This is a genomic window from Marinimicrobium hydrolyticum, from assembly GCF_030848505.1.
GTDB lineage: Bacteria > Pseudomonadota > Gammaproteobacteria > Pseudomonadales > Cellvibrionaceae > JAVDDU01.
In genome coordinates this window covers 160715-177548 of sequence record NZ_JAVDDU010000007.1, presented here as the reverse complement: position 1 = coordinate 177548, position 16834 = coordinate 160715, and the positions used below count along the sequence as shown (strand labels likewise).

The following is a 16834-nucleotide window of genomic DNA, read 5'->3' as shown; positions in this document are numbered from 1 at the left end:
CTAAAGACTGGATCCCCGCTTCCGCGGGGATGACGCGTTGAGAAGCAGCGGAAAAGACGATGAGGGTCAGCGGGGATAACGAGTTGGGGGGAATAAGGATGATTTAAGAGGGTCTGAGGATGATAAAGGGGGGGAGACGGGGATGACGAAGAGTGGGCGCGAGGGAACGAAGAAGACAGCAGTGATGACAAGTTTACAACTGGCGCGCCAGAACCAGCGCATCCTCGCGGCCGTTAACACCGGGGTAGTAGTCCCGGCGCACCCCCACTTCAAAAAAATCTTCCTGATAGTAGAAGTTAATCGCCTTGCGGTTAGATACGCGCACTTCCAGAAACATCATCTCAGCATGGGGCTGGGCCAGTTCAATGGCCGCTCGCAACAGGCAGCGCCCTATGCCCTGCCCCTGGTTGCTGGGGTCGACGGCAATATTGAGCAGCTCGGCCTCTCCACCAGCCCAGGCCAGCACCACGAAGCCCAACAACTGATCGCCATGTTTAGCCAACCAGCACTTATGGCGACCGCGCAGACAATCTTCAAAACTGGACGGCTCCCAAGGATGGCTTTGGACCTTGCGCTCCAGACCCAACACAGCGGGCAAATCGGCGGTCTCCAGAGCATGGAAATCAATCGGCGCGCCCGTCGAAGTGACTTGCGCCGTGGGCGCCTGAGTAAGCTCCTCGGACACCGATCAGGCTCCGCTCACGGCTTGCAGTGCTCGCCAGAGCGCACGTTTGTGCATTGGCTCGCGCAGGAGCTCGACCAGGCTGGGCGCCACCAGAGCCGGCATTTTAAAGGCTTCCAACTCCACCCATTGCCACAGGTGCTCAGAATGTTCGGTAGCTTCCGGCAACAGATAGTGGGCCGCGTTATGGCCCATCAAAATCACCTTTTGCACCGGCCGCCGCGCCAACTCAGCCTCCAGCCAGGCACCCAGCTCTGCACGCGCATCCGCAATCGTCGGTTTCGGTACCAGCGGGCAGGCCAAGACCTCCTCCGTAACACTGGTGGAGTCCAAGTGCCCCAGACTTCGCAACAGATTGCGCAGCAAGCGTTCCGTCGGCATGGCCGCGCGCGGCTCACGGGAATCCAAGACCAATACCGGCTGGGACGAGCGCCAGATGCTCAGGGTGAAAGGAGTAACGGTGGGCTCGGCCGACTTGGCCGGCCGAGCGACTGGCAGAGGCTTAGAGGGAGTAGCAGCGCCCGACTCAGCCATTTGGCTTATGACCTCGGAGAGTGCCTTGGGACCGGCGCCTGAACGAGCTGGCTCATAGGAGTTCTGTATTTCAGGCGCCCGCTCTCGCTCAATCTCAATCAGAGGCTCGGGAGCCAATACGGGTATTTCACACAAGGTGGGCTCAGGCGCGCCAGGTAGCAGCCAGCGGGGAGCGTAGTTTTCCAACCCCAAGGCATTCAGATAGCTCTGTCGCTGCAGTTCATTCATGGCGTAGTCCCGTGGCGCTGCTCGAAGATAGCGGCGCTAGAATGCAATTCTACCATGGAGAGATTTCGGAGGCAGGACCACAGGAAGATACTGAAAGGATGCCAAAGGCAGCATTAAGGCGAGCAACCAGAGAGAAAAACCAGAATTGCAAAAAGAGATTTACAAAGAAATGGGGCCGACCCCAAGGGCCGGCCCCTAAAACAATGCCGCCATCCATGTACGCGGCAACTGCTGCGGCACTCGCCGCACCCGGCCTCCTGCCGAGCTGCCCGTTTCCCCCGCTTGAGCCAACTCCATCCACTGGCATCCCTCTGGCTCGACACTCCTGTGTGCATCCTGCAAACGGGGCATCCATTGACCATCCTGGCCGGCGTTACGTCCTGTGTACCTCCTTGTTAAGAGACATTCTCCGCCAGAAGCCCGGATGCCACCAGTGGCAGATGTCGGGAAGGTTTGTAGGAAATCTGCCACAAACATAGTCCTCTAAGGCTTACTGCATGAATCCGATCATCGGCTGTTCTCGCAGACTGTGGGCTCCTTGAGATCGACAATCCGGAAGTGGAACCAATTACGGAACCAGCGGGGGTGCAGCACCCGCTCCATTTCGTCCCGCAGATTCATCTCTGTCATGTGTGGATAGACTTCACCGTCACGCTCGTAGGTCACGATCACCCAGGGGTTACGATCTAAGTGGTCCAGCAGGAAATAATAAGTAACGTGCAAGTTCTTCCGCTGAACATAATTCAGAAGGGGGGAACCCGAGACGGAATGGATAGCTACGACATCCTCCAAGTAACCGAACGGGCCCGGCGCATTACGCAGCACCAAATGATTACTAGCACCCCCTTCCAGCCGCAAATTGGCAAACATATTCATGGATTGTGCTGTTTTCAGACCCAAGTATGGAGTGATGCAATTGAAGAAAAACAACAGCGTAACGACATTCAGCCACCAACGTCGAGATATGAAAATATTTCGAGGCTCGTTTTGCACAGGTTCCTTTCCGTGCTGGAGAATGAGCCAGCACAGTGGAAGCACTACAGCAAACCAGAGCAGTGCCACCGTCGTATACGACCCCATAGCGCTATTCAGTATCAGTGCGAACCCGTAGGCCAGAATCAACAGCTTGCCCCAGAAGCTATTCCACAGGCCCATGGCTCGACGCCACAGGGGTGCATCAATAATGCGACCAGCCGCCTGTGGTGTGAGAAACAACACATGCATCACCAGGGATAACATGGAAAAGGCCACGTAGAACGCATAGCCACTCAGAGCCAAGAACAGATGGAAGACAATGCCCACCAGAATGCCCCAGTGGCGCAATGAGGGGATTAGCAGAAAAACTAGGATCACAGACTCAATAACCAACGTACCGTAGCTGGCGAGGTAAGCGAACCAAGTGGTGTTCAACCACTGTAAAGGTGGGGGCATCTCTTGCCACAAGGCCATGGCACAAGTCACGTCGGGATTGAGAAAGCCGGTATTGATTTTGTGGAAGACCCCGAACACGTACATGATTAGAAGCAAAGCCCGCCCTATGGGCACCACATCCCGGAAAAACGCCGCCCAGCCCCGGCCGCGCAGGGCGCTATAAAGTCCAGCGAGTAACACTGCCAAAAGGAAAAAATTTTTCAGAATTGTGTGGTTCGAGTTCGTGGGCATATGGAGCCAGGCATCCACTAGCATGGCCCCAAAGAGCAGCAAGAGCGTGCGGCGACAATAGGGATGGAAAATCAACCACACACCCATCGCACCAATCAAATAGGTACTGGGAAAAGGCTCAGAAAAATTAAATACAAACACCGCATGCGTTACCGAAAAAAGGCCCCAACATGCGGAAAACAAAGTGAGTAGGCGAGTATCTTCGTCCTTCCGCTGCTCGTGTAAAGGCGAGCGGCCATCAAGCAACAAAAAGAGGTTGCGTCCCATGCGCAACAGCGGGTACAGCAACAGAGCTAGGTAACGATGGGAGAATAAGTAGTAGTTGAGTTTATTAAAGAATCCACGGGGGCTGGTCATCAGAGCCAGTGCGTGCATGGCCTCGGCGCCCGCCATTGCGCGGCCGTCGATTTCTACTACCATGCCTTGATCAAGACTATAACCAGCTTGGGTCAAGCGCTCGAGACTGGTGGCGTCCCGGCGCACATCCACCAAAGCCACCTCCCCTGCCGCCTCCTTCAGGCGTAGATAGCTTACATAACGGGTGCAGAAGGGGCAGTCCCCGTCATAATAAATACTTATCATTATTCTCTTCGTCCTTACTGCAAAGTGCCCTAAGCGCATGCTGTCATTCTAGCGATGCTTCGAAACTGAGAGCGCAGTCCAGCCTTCAGCTATTGCTCACCTCAATTAGGGTCACTCAGTTTTCGATTACTTAAGAAAGATACAACTTTCGCTACCATGACGTTTCGGTGCTTGCCTTCTAAGGCAGCGCCAGCGGCGAGCCATACGAGAACTTCGCCCTGCTCATTCACCGCCACCAGCGAGCTGGCTCCGGGCATGTAACCTTGCTGGATACCGACAGCACCTTGTTCCGTATCCATAACCCGAAACGTATAAGAATAACATCGCTCGAGCTCCCCAATTTTGCAGGGCTCTGTTCGACCGGAGTTCAGTACATCGGGGTTTCGATAAAACAATTTCTGCACAAGCAACGCGAACTCATCAGCTCGCCCCATTAACCCAGCGGACGATGCCAGAGCATAAAAATCGAACCAGCTCACGTAGTCACTATCAAGACGAAAATCATTGGAGAAGTCATAATCCGGCTCAAATGGAAGGTAAGCACCACCTTGTACAAACTGAAGGGATTCGTAGTTCGATAGATAGTTCTCGACGACATAAGTCCGATAATCGGTCCCGGCAGTACGGGTAATCACTTCGCCCGCTAGGCAATAGGCAACGTTACTATAAACATGGTTTGTCCCAGGCTCACCTGCAAGGCGTACACCCTCTAACGCCTCTATGTGATACGGGCACCAAGGCTGCTCACCCTGTTTGATCATATTGTCTGAGCCAAAAGCCCCACCCAGTCCAGACGAATGGTTGAGCAGCTGCCAAAGGGTGATCTTGGCTACCCGTGGGTCGCTCGCCCTGTCGATATTTACTTCGGGAAAATAGGTGATTACCGGCACATGCAAATCAATCTTTTGTAGTGCAGCCAACTCTAATACCGTTAGCGCCGTCAATACCTTGGTCATGCTGGCAAAGCGAAACGCTTCTATGGGCTGGTTTCCCACATGGCATCCGACAGGTTTCCCATCACGTCCAACAAATACGACTTGGCCAGTGAGCGAAAAGTAGGGAAGCGAAACTCTCCTAAGAAGGCGCACGAGTTCTGGAGGAGCGGAGGAGTCACACTGAACTTCAGCACCAGCCCGCAAGGCGGATACGAAGTAGGGAATTTTTTTTACATAAAGTGGGTTGGTAACGTAAAGATGAGCCATAGCCACAAGCACGAATAGCAACGCTCCGTACCCTACAACCCGCAACAAAATTGCTCTTACTGAACCCGCAACTGGCTGACTCATAGTGAAGATCTTTGTTGGATACCCCGGGCAAACTCATTAAATGATTAGTCAAACTTCGATTGCAAGCAAAAAGGGCGCCAAAACGGCGCCCTTTTTGCTAGATTAGCGTTAAATCACTTAGGTGTTAGGATCTTCTTCTTCTTCCTCTGCACCCAACGCTGCTGAGCAACCACCCGGACGATAGCGCATGTCCACGTTTGTGGAACAAACCCACACGCCAGAGGCATTACGGAACCACTGGAGCTGCCCAGCGCCACCTTCTCCAGCAGTCAACGCTGCAGCGGCGTTGGTGCCGAAGGTCGCGAGAATAGTGGCAGTGTTGTCTTCAATCTCAATGGAAAGCCCATCTCCTTGTACTTGCACTGCCTCACCAGCAAGTAGGTTACTGAAGGTCCAACCTACGTTACATTGAGTTGCAGTAGGATCTCCAGTTGTAACCTCTGTTCTGCCCTGCAATAAACAGTTTTCGACAGCGGTACGCAGAGCGCCAGTTTCGCTCATTACACGAGAAACCTGTGAACTGGCGATGTAGTTTTGGTACTGGGGAATGGCTACGGCTGCCAAGATACCGATAATCGCAACTACGATCATCAGCTCGATCAGCGTAAAGCCTTTTTGCAATGTTTTCATGGTGTCTCTCCTGATTGTTATAGATACCGAAGGGACTGTAGCAATCCATGTGCCAAACTGAAATTTAACCGGGAACTTCCTGGCTAGAGGGGAACTGGCGCCAAACCTGCCCCCTCTTTCTGTCGATAAATGCGCCGGCAGCAGACGAGGCGCGTCTTTTAGTGACAATTATTGTCAGTTCTGGGGTGCTACGGCCTAAGCGAGCTCCCTAAACCCAAACTAGTAATAGTTAGTAGTCAACACGGCAAATGGCCTCCATTAATGCTTAACCGCTCAGCAAACCACCACAAACCTTCTATACTTTTCGTCAAACACTCAAAATGTGCGCGTGGCCTGCTGTAAATCACCGCCAATTGAGCCCTTCGGGCCAAAGAGTTAGTGACGCCCAAAGCCGAATAGTAGATATTACATGGACTTATCGTATAAAGTTAAGGTTGCGTCTTGCGAAAGCGGCACCCACCGGATTCCTCTTAAAAATAACGATCTGGGAATTAGATCTCTATGAACAGCAATGCCCCGGCCCTGAGTGGTCTTGCACGCCGCTTGGTAAACGATGGTTTACTGGAGCAGGACCTTGCTCGGCAGGCTATCACCCAGGCCGCACGGGAACGTGTGCCCTTTGTGCAGCATCTCGTCACCCAGCAGATGCTGGATGCCCAGACTATTGCCCGGGTGGCTTCTGAAGAGTTCGGCACGCCGCTGTTTGACTTGGACAGTCTTCTGCCGGAGAGCATTCCCAATAAACTGGTGGATCAAAAGCTGATTCAAAAGCACCACACATTACCAGTATTAAAGCGCGGCAACCGCCTGTTTGTGGCCGTGGCGGACCCCACCAACTTGCACGCTCTGGACGAAATCAAGTTCAACACCGGGGTCAATACCGAGCCGGTTCTGGTGGAGGCGGACAAGCTGGCCGCTGCCATCGATCGCTTCCTGAATGCTCAGGAGGAAAGCCTGGGTGACGCCTTGGGCGGGCTGGACGATGACGACCTGGACGGCTTGGACATTCAAGCGGTGGACGAGGAAGGGCCCGCCGACGACAAGATCAACCCGGAAGCGGACGAGGCGCCCATTGTCCGCTTTATCAATAAAATTCTTCTGGATGCCATCAAAACCGGCGCATCGGATATTCACTTCGAGCCTTACGAGAAAAGCTTTCGGGTGCGCTTTCGTACCGACGGGATTCTGCAGGAGATGGCCAAGCCTCCTATTAATCTGGCCACCCGCATGGCGGCGCGCTTGAAGGTTATGTCCCAAATGGATATTTCCGAGCGGCGTGTCCCCCAGGATGGCCGGATTAAAATGAAGATTTCCAAAAACCGGGCTATCGACTTCCGGGTAAACACTTTACCGACCCTGTTCGGGGAAAAGGTGGTGTTGCGGATTCTCGACCCCGGTTCCGCCAAAATGGGCATCGACGCCCTGGGCTATGAGGACATCCAGAAGAAGCTCTTTATGGACGCCCTCAATCAGCCGCAGGGCATGATTCTGGTTACCGGGCCCACGGGTAGCGGTAAGACGGTTTCCCTTTATACGGGCTTGAATATTCTCAACACCCAGGAGCGCAACATCTCCACCGCCGAAGACCCGGTGGAGATTAACCTGGAAGGTATCAACCAGGTACAAGTGAACAACCGGGTGGGATTAACCTTCGCCGAGTCCCTGCGCTCCTTCCTACGGCAGGACCCGGACATCGTGATGGTCGGGGAGATTCGGGACCTGGAAACTGCTGAGATCGCCATTAAGGCCGCCCAGACAGGGCACTTGGTGCTCTCCACTCTGCACACCAACAGCGCCCCGGAAACGCTGACCCGTTTGCTGAACATGGGTGTACCCGCGTTTAACGTCGCTACCAGTGTCAGCTTGATTATTGCTCAGCGGCTGGCGCGTCGGTTGTGCAGCAACTGTAAGAAGCCCGCCACGGACATACCGGATGATATCCTCACTGAGGAAGGGTTCGATAACATAGGCATTGATCGCAAAGACATAAAACTGTTTCATCCAGTTGGCTGCAGTCAGTGCAATAAAGGTTATAAGGGCCGAGTGGGCGTTTATGAAGTGGTTCGCAACACCCCCGCCATTGCTAACCTTATAATGGAAGGTGGCAACTCTCTGCAGATTGCCAAAGCCGCCCAGGAGGCAGGTTTTAACAACCTGCGCATTTCCGCCTTACGTAAAGCGGCCCAAGGGCTTACCAGCCTTGAAGAAGCCAACCGTGTCACCAAGGATTAATCCCTATGGCCACTGCAACAGCAACAAAACAAGCGCCCGCTAAAAAAACCAAACCCAAAGGTCCAACGTCCTCGGTCTTCGTTTACAAAGGTTTGGATAAAAAGGGCAATAAAATCGAAGGCGAGGTGGACGGCACCAGCCCGGCTCTGGTTAAAGCGCAATTGCTAAAACAGGGGATTCGCGCAAACAGCGTACGCAAAAAACCCAAGCCTCTCTTCGGCGGCGGTGGCAAGGCCATAAAACCCTCCGATATTGCTGTGTTCTCGCGGCAGATGGCCACTATGATGAAGGCTGGCGTACCTCTGGTGCAGGCCTTTGACATCGTCGCCGACGGGCTTGAAAATCCACGCTTCCGTACTTTGCTTCTGACCATCCGAGAAGATGTAGCCGCCGGCGGCGGTTTCGCACCTTCGCTGCGCAAACACCCAAAATATTTCGACGATCTGTTCTGTAACCTAGTGGAAGCAGGCGAGCAATCCGGCGCCCTGGAAGTCATGCTGGATCGGATCGCCACCTATAAAGAAAAGACCGAAGCGCTCAAAGCAAAGATCAAAAAGGCCATGACCTACCCCATTGCGGTAGTTCTCGTGGCTATAGTGGTCACCGGGATCCTACTGGTGAAGGTAGTGCCCCAGTTTGCCGAGACGTTTGCCGGCTTCGGTGCCGACTTGCCCGCCTTCACGTTGTTCGTCGTGGGACTGTCTGATTTGGCCCAGGATCGCTGGTTTGTCGCCGTGATCGGTATGGTCGGTTTCGTATTCGGGTTTAAAGAGCTAAAAAAGCGCTCAACTGCCTTTGCTTACGCGGTGGACAAATACATGCTGAAGATGCCCGTCATCGGCAATATTATTTATCTTTCTATCATGGCTCGCTTCGGGCGCACCTTGTCCACCACGTTTGCGGCAGGGGTACCGCTAATTGACGCCCTGACCTCCGTGGCCGGTGCGGCTGGGAACCTTATTTATCGTGATGCCATTCTGAAAGTACGGGATGATGTTTCCACAGGTATTCAGCTTAACGCCGCCCTACGCTCCAAGGGGCTTTTCCCTATCCTTCTAGTCCAAATGTCCGCCATCGGTGAAGAATCGGGCGCACTGGATGCTATGCTGGAGAAAGTCGCTGTTTACTATGAGGAGGCCGTGGACAATCAGGTAGACAGCCTGACCTCGTTGCTGGAACCGATCATTATGTCTGTTTTGGGGGTTTTGGTAGGCGGCTTGTTGATTGCTATGTACCTGCCCATCTTCCAGCTTGGCGCCGTGGTGTAGATGTTGTCGATTCCAGAAGTTTTTGTCCTCTACCCCGCCAGCGCCCTAATCGGCGCTGCCATTCTGGGTCTGCTGGTGGGCAGCTTCCTGAACGTGGTCATTTACCGCGTACCCAAGATGCTCGAACGAGAGTGGCACGAGCAGTGTTGCGAGCTGCTTGAGCAGGAACCCAAAACGGGCAGTGACAAGCCCTTTAACCTGGTAGTCCCCAACTCCACCTGCCCCCACTGCGGTCACGGCATCAAGCCCTGGGAAAATATCCCGATCGTCAGCTATCTGTTCCTCAAAGGCCGGTGCTCCGCCTGTGGCGCTTCCATTTCTGCGCGCTATCCCATTATTGAGCTGGTCACGGGCGTATTGTCCTTTTTTGTGATTTACCACTTCGGGGCCAACCTCACGGGGCTTTCGGTGCTGGTGTTTACCTGGGCTCTGATTGCCCTAACCATGATCGATATCGACACCCAACTGTTGCCGGACAACATTACCCTGCCCCTGCTATGGCTGGGTTTGATCGTCAATTCTTTTGGCGTTTTCACATCACTCACTGACGCGCTCTGGGGCGCTGTGGCGGGCTACCTGTCCCTGTGGAGCATTTATTGGCTGTTTAAGCTGCTCACCGGCAAGGAAGGTATGGGTTTTGGGGACTTTAAACTGCTCGCCGCTCTGGGCGCCTGGATGGGCTGGCAGATGCTGCCGTTGATTGTGCTGATGTCCTCCTTTGTCGGCGCCGCCATTGGCATTGGCATGATCCTGATTCGCGGCCGCGACCGGAACATTCCCATTCCCTTCGGCCCTTACTTGGCGATCGCCGGCTGGCTCTCCCTGCTGTGGGGCGATATGCTGATTACTCAGTATTTGCAGTTTGCGGCCCCTACACCCTAGAAGCTCGCTTTCAAGGAAAACACCATGTCATTGGCAGGCCGGCCAAAATTGCTCGTGGGACTGACTGGCGGAATCGGCAGTGGTAAATCAGAAGTGGGGCGTCGTTTTCGCGCTTTGGGAATCACGGTGGTGGACGCAGACGATGTGGCCCGTGAAGTGGTCGAACTTGGCGAACCAGCCCTGGCGGATATAAGCGCTCACTTTGGGCCTCTGGTATTAACTCCCTCCGGCGCTCTGGACCGGCGCAAGCTACGTGACATCGTATTTGCCGACCCACCCGCCCGGGAGTGGTTGGAAAAGCTCCTGCATCCATTGATCAATACTCGAATACAACAACATTTGGCGCAGGCGGAAAGCCCTTATGCCGTTCTGGTGTCACCGCTGCTACTGGAAACCGGTCAAGACCAACTGGTGGATCGGGTGCTGGTGGTGGATGCTCCGGAGGCGGAACAGGTTGCACGAGTCACGCGCAGGGATGGAGTGGAAGAGCTTCAGATTGAAGCCATTATGGCACGCCAGATGCCGCGTCAGGAGCGTCTGGCGCGAGCGCAAGATGTGATTCGCAACCATCAAGGCCTGGACGACTTGCAGCCTCAAATCCAGCAACTGGACCAAGTCTACCGCTCTCTAGCAGGGCAATCAGGCTAACAACGGTTCGCTACTCAGGCTTCTTAGGCTCGGGCTCTTCCAGATCCTTTGTAGCGGGGCTTTCAGCCACGCCATACGTGACCGACTTCCGCGGCTCTTTTCCTTCCAGGCCACTGTGTAATTGGTGAGTTTCGGGATCGTAGCTTTCCTTTAGAGCATCTTTAACCGTTCCCTCCCACAGTGGTACGCCCACAAAATAGCCGGCCCGGCCAATCACATGCGCGGCCACTGGAGCGGTGAGAATGATAAAACTGATAATGGCGAAAGCTCGCGCCGAGACGGCCGTATCCATAAAGGCCAGGGCCACGGCAATCATTATCAAGCTGGTACCGAGAGCGCCTGATTTAGTGGAGGCATGCATACGGGTCGGCAGATCCGGGAGGCGGATGATCCCTATGGCCGCCAGGAGCATGAGTGCTGCCCCGACAATCATAAACGTCGACAGTATCCACTCAATCATCGCGCGGACCTCCCCGCTCCAAGAAGCGGGCAAAACCAATGGCCGCCAAAAACGCCGTTAGAGCCAATACAATCGCAATATCAAGAAAACTGGCCACCCCGGTATCAATAGCGTGGGTGCCCACAATACCCGCCACAATGGTCGCCACCAATTCCAGCGCTACCACCCTGTCCGGCAAAGAGGGCCCCTTGGCCAGGCGCACAAACGACAACAATAGGGCGGACGTCAACATCAGATAGGTGATATTGATGACCAATGGATTAATCACAAATCGTTCTCCTAGCGCATTATTTCCAGGATGCGGCGTTCAATTTCCCGCAGTTCCGTCAAAAGCTCTTCTTCGTCGTTCAAGAACATGGCATGAATAAACAGCACCCGCCGGTCTGTAGACACATCCAAACTTAAAGTCCCGGGCGTAAGCGAGATAAAATTGGCCAGCATGGTAATTTCCAGATCCGTCTCCGCCTTGATCGGCAGTGCGATCACGCCCGGCTGCATATGCCAAGGCGGCGTAAGCACGTCAAAGGCCACCTTCAAGTTGGCCCTGAGCAACTCTTTGGCGAAGAACCCCATAAACATGAAGAAGCGCGGCACTCGCTGACTATAACCGTGCAGTATGGGCAACTCCCGCTGCAACAGCGCCAGAGCGCCGTAGCCCAGCACAAAGCCGAACAGAAAGTTTAAACCGGAGAAGTTGCCTGATAACGCTGCCCAGGCCAGCGCCAGAAGAACATTCCAGAAAAATCCGATCATGGCTGGTCTCCCAACACGGCTTCAATATAAAGCGCCGGATTCAGTAACTGCTCTGCGGCGGCTTCCAGTACCTCGTAGATAGGTTGTCCGTTCACACCGATAAGCACAGCGCAGGCCGCCAAACCGGCAATGGGCAACAGCAATAGCCACAATTGTGAATCGGGCTTCTCTCCGGTCAGTCGTTCCGTGTTCACGCCCTCTGGCACAGGCTTCCAGAAAACCTCAGCCCAAATCTTCAACATCGAATAAAGTGTAATCACGCTGACCAGCAACGCCACGCCAGTAACCGTCCAGGCGCCCACTTCAAGACCGGCTCGGATCAGCAAAAACTTGGCAACAAACCCGGACAAGGGCGGCAGCCCCGCCAAAGACAGTGCCGATACCAAGAACAAAAGCGCGATACCGGGACGGTGACGATAGACCCCACCCAGTTTTTTCAAATCGTAGCTACCCAGCAACCGATAAACGAGACCACTCACCAAAAACAAATTGGTCTTCACAACAATGTTGTGCACGATAACAAAGATTCCACCAATGATAGCCAGGGGAGTAAACAGGGCTAAGCCCAGAATCATGTAACCAATCTGACTGACAATGTGGAAAGACAAAAGACGACGGAACTCAAACTGCGCGGCTGCCCCGAGCACACCACTCACCATGGTCAGGCCCGCACCCCACAACAAAATGTTGTGGGTGTAGTCCACATCACCGTTAAAGATCAAAGTGAAAAAGCGATACAGCGCGTAGACCCCCACCTTGGTCAACAGCCCCGCAAACAACGCCGAGATACCCACCAGGGGTGTGTGGTAAGAGGCAGGCAACCAGAAAAACAGCGGAAACGCCGCCGCCTTAATGCCGAACGCCACCATAAACATCAGCGCCAAAACGTTCACCATGCCGCTGTGTTCCACCTGCCCTAGCTTGTAGGCCAGGTCAGCCATATTCAGGGTGCCTACGGTGCCGTATACCAAACCGATGGCCGAAAGGAAAATCGCCGACGAAAACAGATTGAGGGTCACATACTTAATGGCACCTTCCATTTGCGCCCGCTCACCACCCAACGTGAGCAGCGCGAAGGACGCCAACAGCATGACCTCAAACCAGACATAGAGGTTAAAAATATCCCCGGTCAAAAACGCGCCCGAAACACCCGCCAGCAGCAGATGCATCAACGGGTAGTATCCAAAACGTTCATGCCGCTCCGGTGTCATGGCCATGGAATAAATGGCAATGGTAAAGCCGATGACCCCGGTCATTACGATCATTATGGCGCTGAGCAAATCAGCCACTATGGTGATACCAAAGGGTGCCGCCCAGCCACCCACATGCATGACCACAAAGCCTTCCTCACGGGTTAGCTGCAGCAACCCAATGCTTACCAGCAACAGCAATCCGGTGGCGACGACGGCAATCCAGCGCTGCAACAACAGGGAGCGCCAACTGACCAGAGATAGCGCGCCCGCCAGCAGCGGAATCAGTATCGGAATGAGAACCAAATGACTCAAGTATCAGTATCCTTCATCTTATCCAGATCATCGGTGCCCACCACTTCGTAGGCACGGTGGATCAGTACTACCGCAAAAGCCAAAACGCCAAAGGCGATCACAATAGCGGTCAAAACCAGCGCCTGAGGCAAAGGGTCGGCAACTACACCGGCCGGCTCGGTCAAGCCTTCCGGGATTAACGGCGGCGAGCCGCGAGTCATGCCGGAGACGGTGAAAATCAGCAAGTTGGCGGCATTACTTAAGATCATCAAACCAATCACCAGCTTGACGATAGAGCGGCGCAACATCATGTACACCGCGGATGCAAACAGGACGCCGATTACGTAGGCCATTAGTGTTTCCACAACTTATTCCTCCGCCTCGGTCAGGGATACCACAACCGTCAGAATGGTACCCAGCACGGCAAAATACACACCTATGTCAAACAACAGTACGGTCGATAATTTGATTTCTGTTTCTGCGCCCAGATACAAGGTCCACCACTGAGCTGTAAAGAAGGGTTCGCCCATAAACGGCGCAATCAGCCCCGAAATCACACCGAACAACAACCCGAGCCCCAAGATATCCCGGGGATCAAAACGCATGATCCGGCGTGTGGACTCAACACCATGGGCGAACAAATACAGCACCACAGCACCCGAAGCCACTAGGCCAGCGATAAAACCACCGCCGGGTTCATCGTGTCCACGCAGCAACAGAAATACCGAAAACAGTATTTGCAGCGGCAATAAAAACAACGCCGCCGTATGCAAGATCACTGTATTGGCTTTCACGACGCCACTTTTCTTGTCAATCACGATTTCTTTACCTCCGCCCGCAGGTTCAGCATGGAGAAAACGCCAAGCGCTGCAATCGCCAGTACAAACAGTTCACCGAGGGTATCCAACGCCCGGAAGTCCACCAGAATGACGTTGACAATGTTGCGCCCCTGAGCGTCCGGATAGCTGGCTTGCACGAAGTAAGATGAAATACTTTCAAAGTAGCGCACGTCGATGGCGGCATGCACCAGCAGTGTCATAAGCACACCGAAGAAGACGGCCACGGTGCCGTCACGCCAAATCTCGAAGCGAGTGGAGTAATGGGAAAAGCCCGGAAGTTTGAACAGAACCAAAACCAGCAAGATAACGGTCAGAGTTTCAACCAATACCTGGGTAATGCCTAAATCCGGTGCACTGAACAAAATAAATATTAGGGCCACAGAGAAGCCCAGCACCCCCAGCGTAGCAACCGCCCCGAGGCGCGAACGGGTCAGAATGACATAGATCGCGGCGATGGTCAGCAACAGGGCTATGGCGCCCTCGTAAAAATTCATGTCACTCAAGTTCAGGGCCAGATAAAAGCCGTGCTGACTGAGCAACGTGTAGCCAGTCAGTATCACCGTAGTCATGACCAGCACAATCATATAGTTGCCCATGACACCGTTTTGCAATACGCGAGTATGCCAGTTGGCGATACCCACGAAGCCATCCATCATTTTGAAGTAGCCGGCTTCGGGCCCAAAGCGGCTTACCGCACCGTTCACTTTGATCAGAATACGGCGATTGGCATTCCACAGCAGATAGAGAGTGACACCGGCCACTACACTGCCGATGGACAGAATGAGCGGCCAGTTTACGCCATGCCAAAGGCTCAGATAGAAATCCACGGGCGCGCCTTTAACAGAGGTAACGGCTGCGGCCACCAACAAGGTATCGGGTGCGTAAAGTACAACCCCGAACAGCAGCGAGGTGAACGCCAAAACAATCGGCCCCAACAACATACCAATCGGCGCTTCATGAGGCTTTTTAGGTGTATTGCCCAGTGCGCCCCAAAAGGGCTTCACGGCGATTGCACCGGCCACAGCAATGACCAATATTGCAGAAGCCACGGCTGCGACAATCAGCACTGCGCCCTGCCAGGGCGCGCCGAGAACCGCTTCAAACAAGGCTTCTTTGGCAACAAAGCCAAACAGCGGCGGCATGCCTGCCAGCGACAGGCCCGCCACCGTGGCCGCCACGGCCGTTATTGGCATGGCGCTGCGCAAGCCTCCCATTACCGTCAGATCCTTGGTGCCGGTTTCGTGATCGAGGATCCCCGCGATCATAAACAGCGCCCCTTTGTAGAGAGAATGCGCCAGCAAGAAGGTGGCGAAAGCGATCATGGCATGGTCAGTACCAATGCCAATTAACATGGTCAGTGTTCCGAGCGCCATAATGGTGGAATAGGCGAGCACTTTTTTAACGCCCGTAGCGCTGTACGCCAAATAAGCACCCAGCACCATGGTAACGGCACCGGCGGAACACAGCAGTGCGGTCCACAGAGGGTGTTCACCCAAACCGGGATTCAAGCGCGCCATCAAATACACGCCCGCTTTAACCATAGTTGCCGAATGCAAATAGGCGGACACCGGAGTGGGCGCTGCCATAGCATTCGGCAACCAGAAATGAAACGGAAACTGAGCGGACTTGGTGAAAGTGCCGGCGAGAATACACAGAATCATACCGACGGTGAAACTGCTGGTGAGCAGATCATTGTCGCTGTTAAGAATCTCGGAAAGCTCAAAACTGCCACCGGCCATGCCCAACATGATTAAGCCGGCCATCAAAGCAAGACCGCCACCGACAGTAACTAACAAACCCTGTAGTGCACACTTGCGCGCGTCTTTGTCTTCGTGATTAAACCCGATCAATAAATAGGAGGTGATACTGGTAAGTTCCCAGAACACAAACAAGCTAATCAGGTTGTCGGAAAGCACCACGCCCAACATGGAGGCCATGAAGCACAACATGGTGACGTAAAAACGACCCAGGTAGCGGTGTCCGCGTAAATAACTTCCGGCGTAGATTAGAATGAAAGTGCCGATAAAACTGATCAGCAGCGCGAACATTAAAGACAAACCATCCAGCATAAAGCTGAGGTTTATGTCCAGTCCCGGCATCCAGTCCCATGATTGCAGGATAACTTCGCCGTTGCTGACGGCGGGGATGTGACTGACGAAGTAGAAAGTAAGCCCGAGTGGTAGGAGCGCCAGCAGCCATCCAATACGGTCCTTAACCAACCCTATTAACCAGGGAGTCAAGGCAGCCAGGACAAAACCCGAAAACACGGCGAATAGCATCGTAGCAGGCAGCTCCTTATTTTATACGGTTCCGCTCGCACCAAGCTGGGGCAGCAGCATCCGCTGCGCCACGTTATAAGATGGCGGACGGATAAACGGGCTACAGGATAACGAAGCCCATTAGGGCGCGCAAGAAATTCCGGAACCGTTCCGCTCGACGCTACTCGCTTAATCGAGCGTGCGCATGCACTCCACCGACCAGCCTGGCCGAGCGTCCGCGAGACTGAGCCCTGCGCCAAACCCCAGGCTGGCAATCAATATAATTACCCCTAAACGCTGCCAAAAAGCGCTGCGTTGGCCGGTTTCGTCCAACAATAAATGTCTAGGAATTCTGCGTTGACCAAACATAAGTACACCTCTAAGCGTGAATGACGTTGAGGTGATT

17 protein-coding genes are annotated in these 16834 nt (G+C 54.0%); 4 read left to right on the top strand and 13 right to left on the bottom strand.

The window, feature by feature from the left end; translation table 11 throughout:
• Positions 1 to 193 precede the first annotated feature (193 nt).
• The 5 genes from rimI to RBH33_RS13530 all read right to left on the bottom strand — a co-directional run bounded on the left by rimI (position 194) and on the right by RBH33_RS13530 (position 5604).
• Complete coding sequence (gene rimI / locus RBH33_RS13550) at positions 194 to 685, bottom strand: ribosomal protein S18-alanine N-acetyltransferase (protein ID WP_306732741.1); 492 nt, start codon at positions 683 to 685, stop codon at positions 194 to 196.
• A gap of 3 nt (positions 686 to 688) precedes the next feature.
• A complete protein-coding gene (locus RBH33_RS13545) occupies positions 689 to 1444 on the bottom strand; it encodes a hypothetical protein (protein ID WP_306732740.1) in 756 nt (251 codons plus the stop codon).
• Positions 1445 to 1951: 507 nt separating this feature from the next.
• Entirely contained in the window at positions 1952 to 3688 is a 1737-nt protein-coding gene (locus RBH33_RS13540) for a DCC1-like thiol-disulfide oxidoreductase family protein (protein ID WP_306732739.1), read from the bottom strand.
• 101 nt (positions 3689 to 3789) lie between these two features.
• Complete coding sequence (locus RBH33_RS13535; protein WP_306732738.1) at positions 3790 to 4974, bottom strand: serine hydrolase domain-containing protein; 1185 nt, start codon at positions 4972 to 4974, stop codon at positions 3790 to 3792.
• Positions 4975 to 5091: 117 nt separating this feature from the next.
• Positions 5092 to 5604, bottom strand: coding sequence for a pilin (locus tag RBH33_RS13530; protein ID WP_306732737.1), 513 nt, complete (start codon positions 5602 to 5604; stop codon positions 5092 to 5094).
• A gap of 501 nt (positions 5605 to 6105) precedes the next feature.
• On the opposite strand from RBH33_RS13530, the gene pilB reads away from it, so the two are divergent.
• Genes pilB through coaE form a run of 4 tightly spaced genes read left to right on the top strand, consistent with a single transcriptional unit; the run spans position 6106 to position 10634 of the window.
• On the top strand, positions 6106 to 7836 hold the full coding sequence (pilB, locus tag RBH33_RS13525; RefSeq protein WP_306732736.1) for a type IV-A pilus assembly ATPase PilB: 1731 nt from the start codon (positions 6106 to 6108) through the stop codon (positions 7834 to 7836).
• A gap of 5 nt (positions 7837 to 7841) precedes the next feature.
• Complete coding sequence (locus RBH33_RS13520; RefSeq protein WP_306732735.1) at positions 7842 to 9104, top strand: type II secretion system F family protein; 1263 nt, start codon at positions 7842 to 7844, stop codon at positions 9102 to 9104.
• Complete coding sequence (locus RBH33_RS13515; protein WP_306732734.1) at positions 9105 to 9986, top strand: prepilin peptidase; 882 nt, start codon at positions 9105 to 9107, stop codon at positions 9984 to 9986.
• A gap of 24 nt (positions 9987 to 10010) precedes the next feature.
• On the top strand, positions 10011 to 10634 hold the full coding sequence (gene coaE / locus RBH33_RS13510; protein WP_306732733.1) for a dephospho-CoA kinase: 624 nt from the start codon (positions 10011 to 10013) through the stop codon (positions 10632 to 10634).
• A gap of 10 nt (positions 10635 to 10644) precedes the next feature.
• Here the strand turns inward: coaE and mnhG are convergent, their stop codons facing one another.
• From mnhG to RBH33_RS13470, 8 genes are all read right to left on the bottom strand, one after another.
• Complete coding sequence (gene mnhG / locus RBH33_RS13505; protein ID WP_306732732.1) at positions 10645 to 11094, bottom strand: monovalent cation/H(+) antiporter subunit G; 450 nt, start codon at positions 11092 to 11094, stop codon at positions 10645 to 10647.
• Positions 11087 to 11362, bottom strand: coding sequence for an MrpF/PhaF family protein (locus tag RBH33_RS13500; RefSeq protein ID WP_306732731.1), 276 nt, complete (start codon positions 11360 to 11362; stop codon positions 11087 to 11089). Before RBH33_RS13500 ends, mnhG begins: the two co-directional genes overlap by 8 nt.
• An 11-nt stretch (positions 11363 to 11373) precedes the next feature.
• Positions 11374 to 11847: a Na+/H+ antiporter subunit E gene (locus RBH33_RS13495; RefSeq protein WP_306732730.1), complete on the bottom strand. Its 474-nt coding sequence runs from the start codon at positions 11845 to 11847 to the stop codon at positions 11374 to 11376.
• Entirely contained in the window at positions 11844 to 13352 is a 1509-nt protein-coding gene (locus RBH33_RS13490) for a Na+/H+ antiporter subunit D (protein ID WP_306732729.1), read from the bottom strand. Before RBH33_RS13490 ends, RBH33_RS13495 begins: the two co-directional genes overlap by 4 nt.
• Positions 13349 to 13696, bottom strand: a complete 348-nt coding sequence (locus tag RBH33_RS13485; protein WP_306732728.1) for a Na+/H+ antiporter subunit C — start codon at positions 13694 to 13696, stop codon at positions 13349 to 13351. Before RBH33_RS13485 ends, RBH33_RS13490 begins: the two co-directional genes overlap by 4 nt.
• A 3-nt stretch (positions 13697 to 13699) precedes the next feature.
• Positions 13700 to 14149, bottom strand: a complete 450-nt coding sequence (locus RBH33_RS13480; protein ID WP_306732727.1) for a Na+/H+ antiporter subunit B — start codon at positions 14147 to 14149, stop codon at positions 13700 to 13702.
• A complete protein-coding gene (locus RBH33_RS13475; protein WP_306732726.1) occupies positions 14146 to 16449 on the bottom strand; it encodes a putative monovalent cation/H+ antiporter subunit A in 2304 nt (767 codons plus the stop codon). Before RBH33_RS13475 ends, RBH33_RS13480 begins: the two co-directional genes overlap by 4 nt.
• Positions 16450 to 16617: 168 nt before the next feature.
• Positions 16618 to 16797, bottom strand: coding sequence for a hypothetical protein (locus RBH33_RS13470; RefSeq protein ID WP_306732725.1), 180 nt, complete (start codon positions 16795 to 16797; stop codon positions 16618 to 16620).
• Positions 16798 to 16834: the final 37 nt, after the last annotated feature.

What these genes read in the sequence shown, in the direction of transcription:
- RBH33_RS13475 (WP_306732726.1), bottom strand. Translation starts at nt 16,449, where the DNA reads ATGCTATTCGCCGTGTTTTCGGGTTTTGTCCTGGCTGCCTTGACTCCC.
- mnhG (WP_306732732.1), bottom strand. Translation starts at nt 11,094, where the DNA reads ATGATTGAGTGGATACTGTCGACGTTTATGATTGTCGGGGCAGCACTC.
- pilB (WP_306732736.1), top strand. Translation starts at nt 6,106, where the DNA reads ATGAACAGCAATGCCCCGGCCCTGAGTGGTCTTGCACGCCGCTTGGTA.
- RBH33_RS13540 (WP_306732739.1), bottom strand. Translation starts at nt 3,688, where the DNA reads ATGATAAGTATTTATTATGACGGGGACTGCCCCTTCTGCACCCGTTAT.
- RBH33_RS13515 (WP_306732734.1), top strand. Translation starts at nt 9,105, where the DNA reads ATGTTGTCGATTCCAGAAGTTTTTGTCCTCTACCCCGCCAGCGCCCTA.
- RBH33_RS13470 (WP_306732725.1), bottom strand. Translation starts at nt 16,797, where the DNA reads ATGTTTGGTCAACGCAGAATTCCTAGACATTTATTGTTGGACGAAACC.
- coaE (WP_306732733.1), top strand. Translation starts at nt 10,011, where the DNA reads ATGTCATTGGCAGGCCGGCCAAAATTGCTCGTGGGACTGACTGGCGGA.
- RBH33_RS13545 (WP_306732740.1), bottom strand. Translation starts at nt 1,444, where the DNA reads ATGAATGAACTGCAGCGACAGAGCTATCTGAATGCCTTGGGGTTGGAA.
- RBH33_RS13520 (WP_306732735.1), top strand. Translation starts at nt 7,842, where the DNA reads ATGGCCACTGCAACAGCAACAAAACAAGCGCCCGCTAAAAAAACCAAA.
- RBH33_RS13535 (WP_306732738.1), bottom strand. Translation starts at nt 4,974, where the DNA reads ATGAGTCAGCCAGTTGCGGGTTCAGTAAGAGCAATTTTGTTGCGGGTT.
- RBH33_RS13530 (WP_306732737.1), bottom strand. Translation starts at nt 5,604, where the DNA reads ATGAAAACATTGCAAAAAGGCTTTACGCTGATCGAGCTGATGATCGTA.
- RBH33_RS13495 (WP_306732730.1), bottom strand. Translation starts at nt 11,847, where the DNA reads ATGATCGGATTTTTCTGGAATGTTCTTCTGGCGCTGGCCTGGGCAGCG.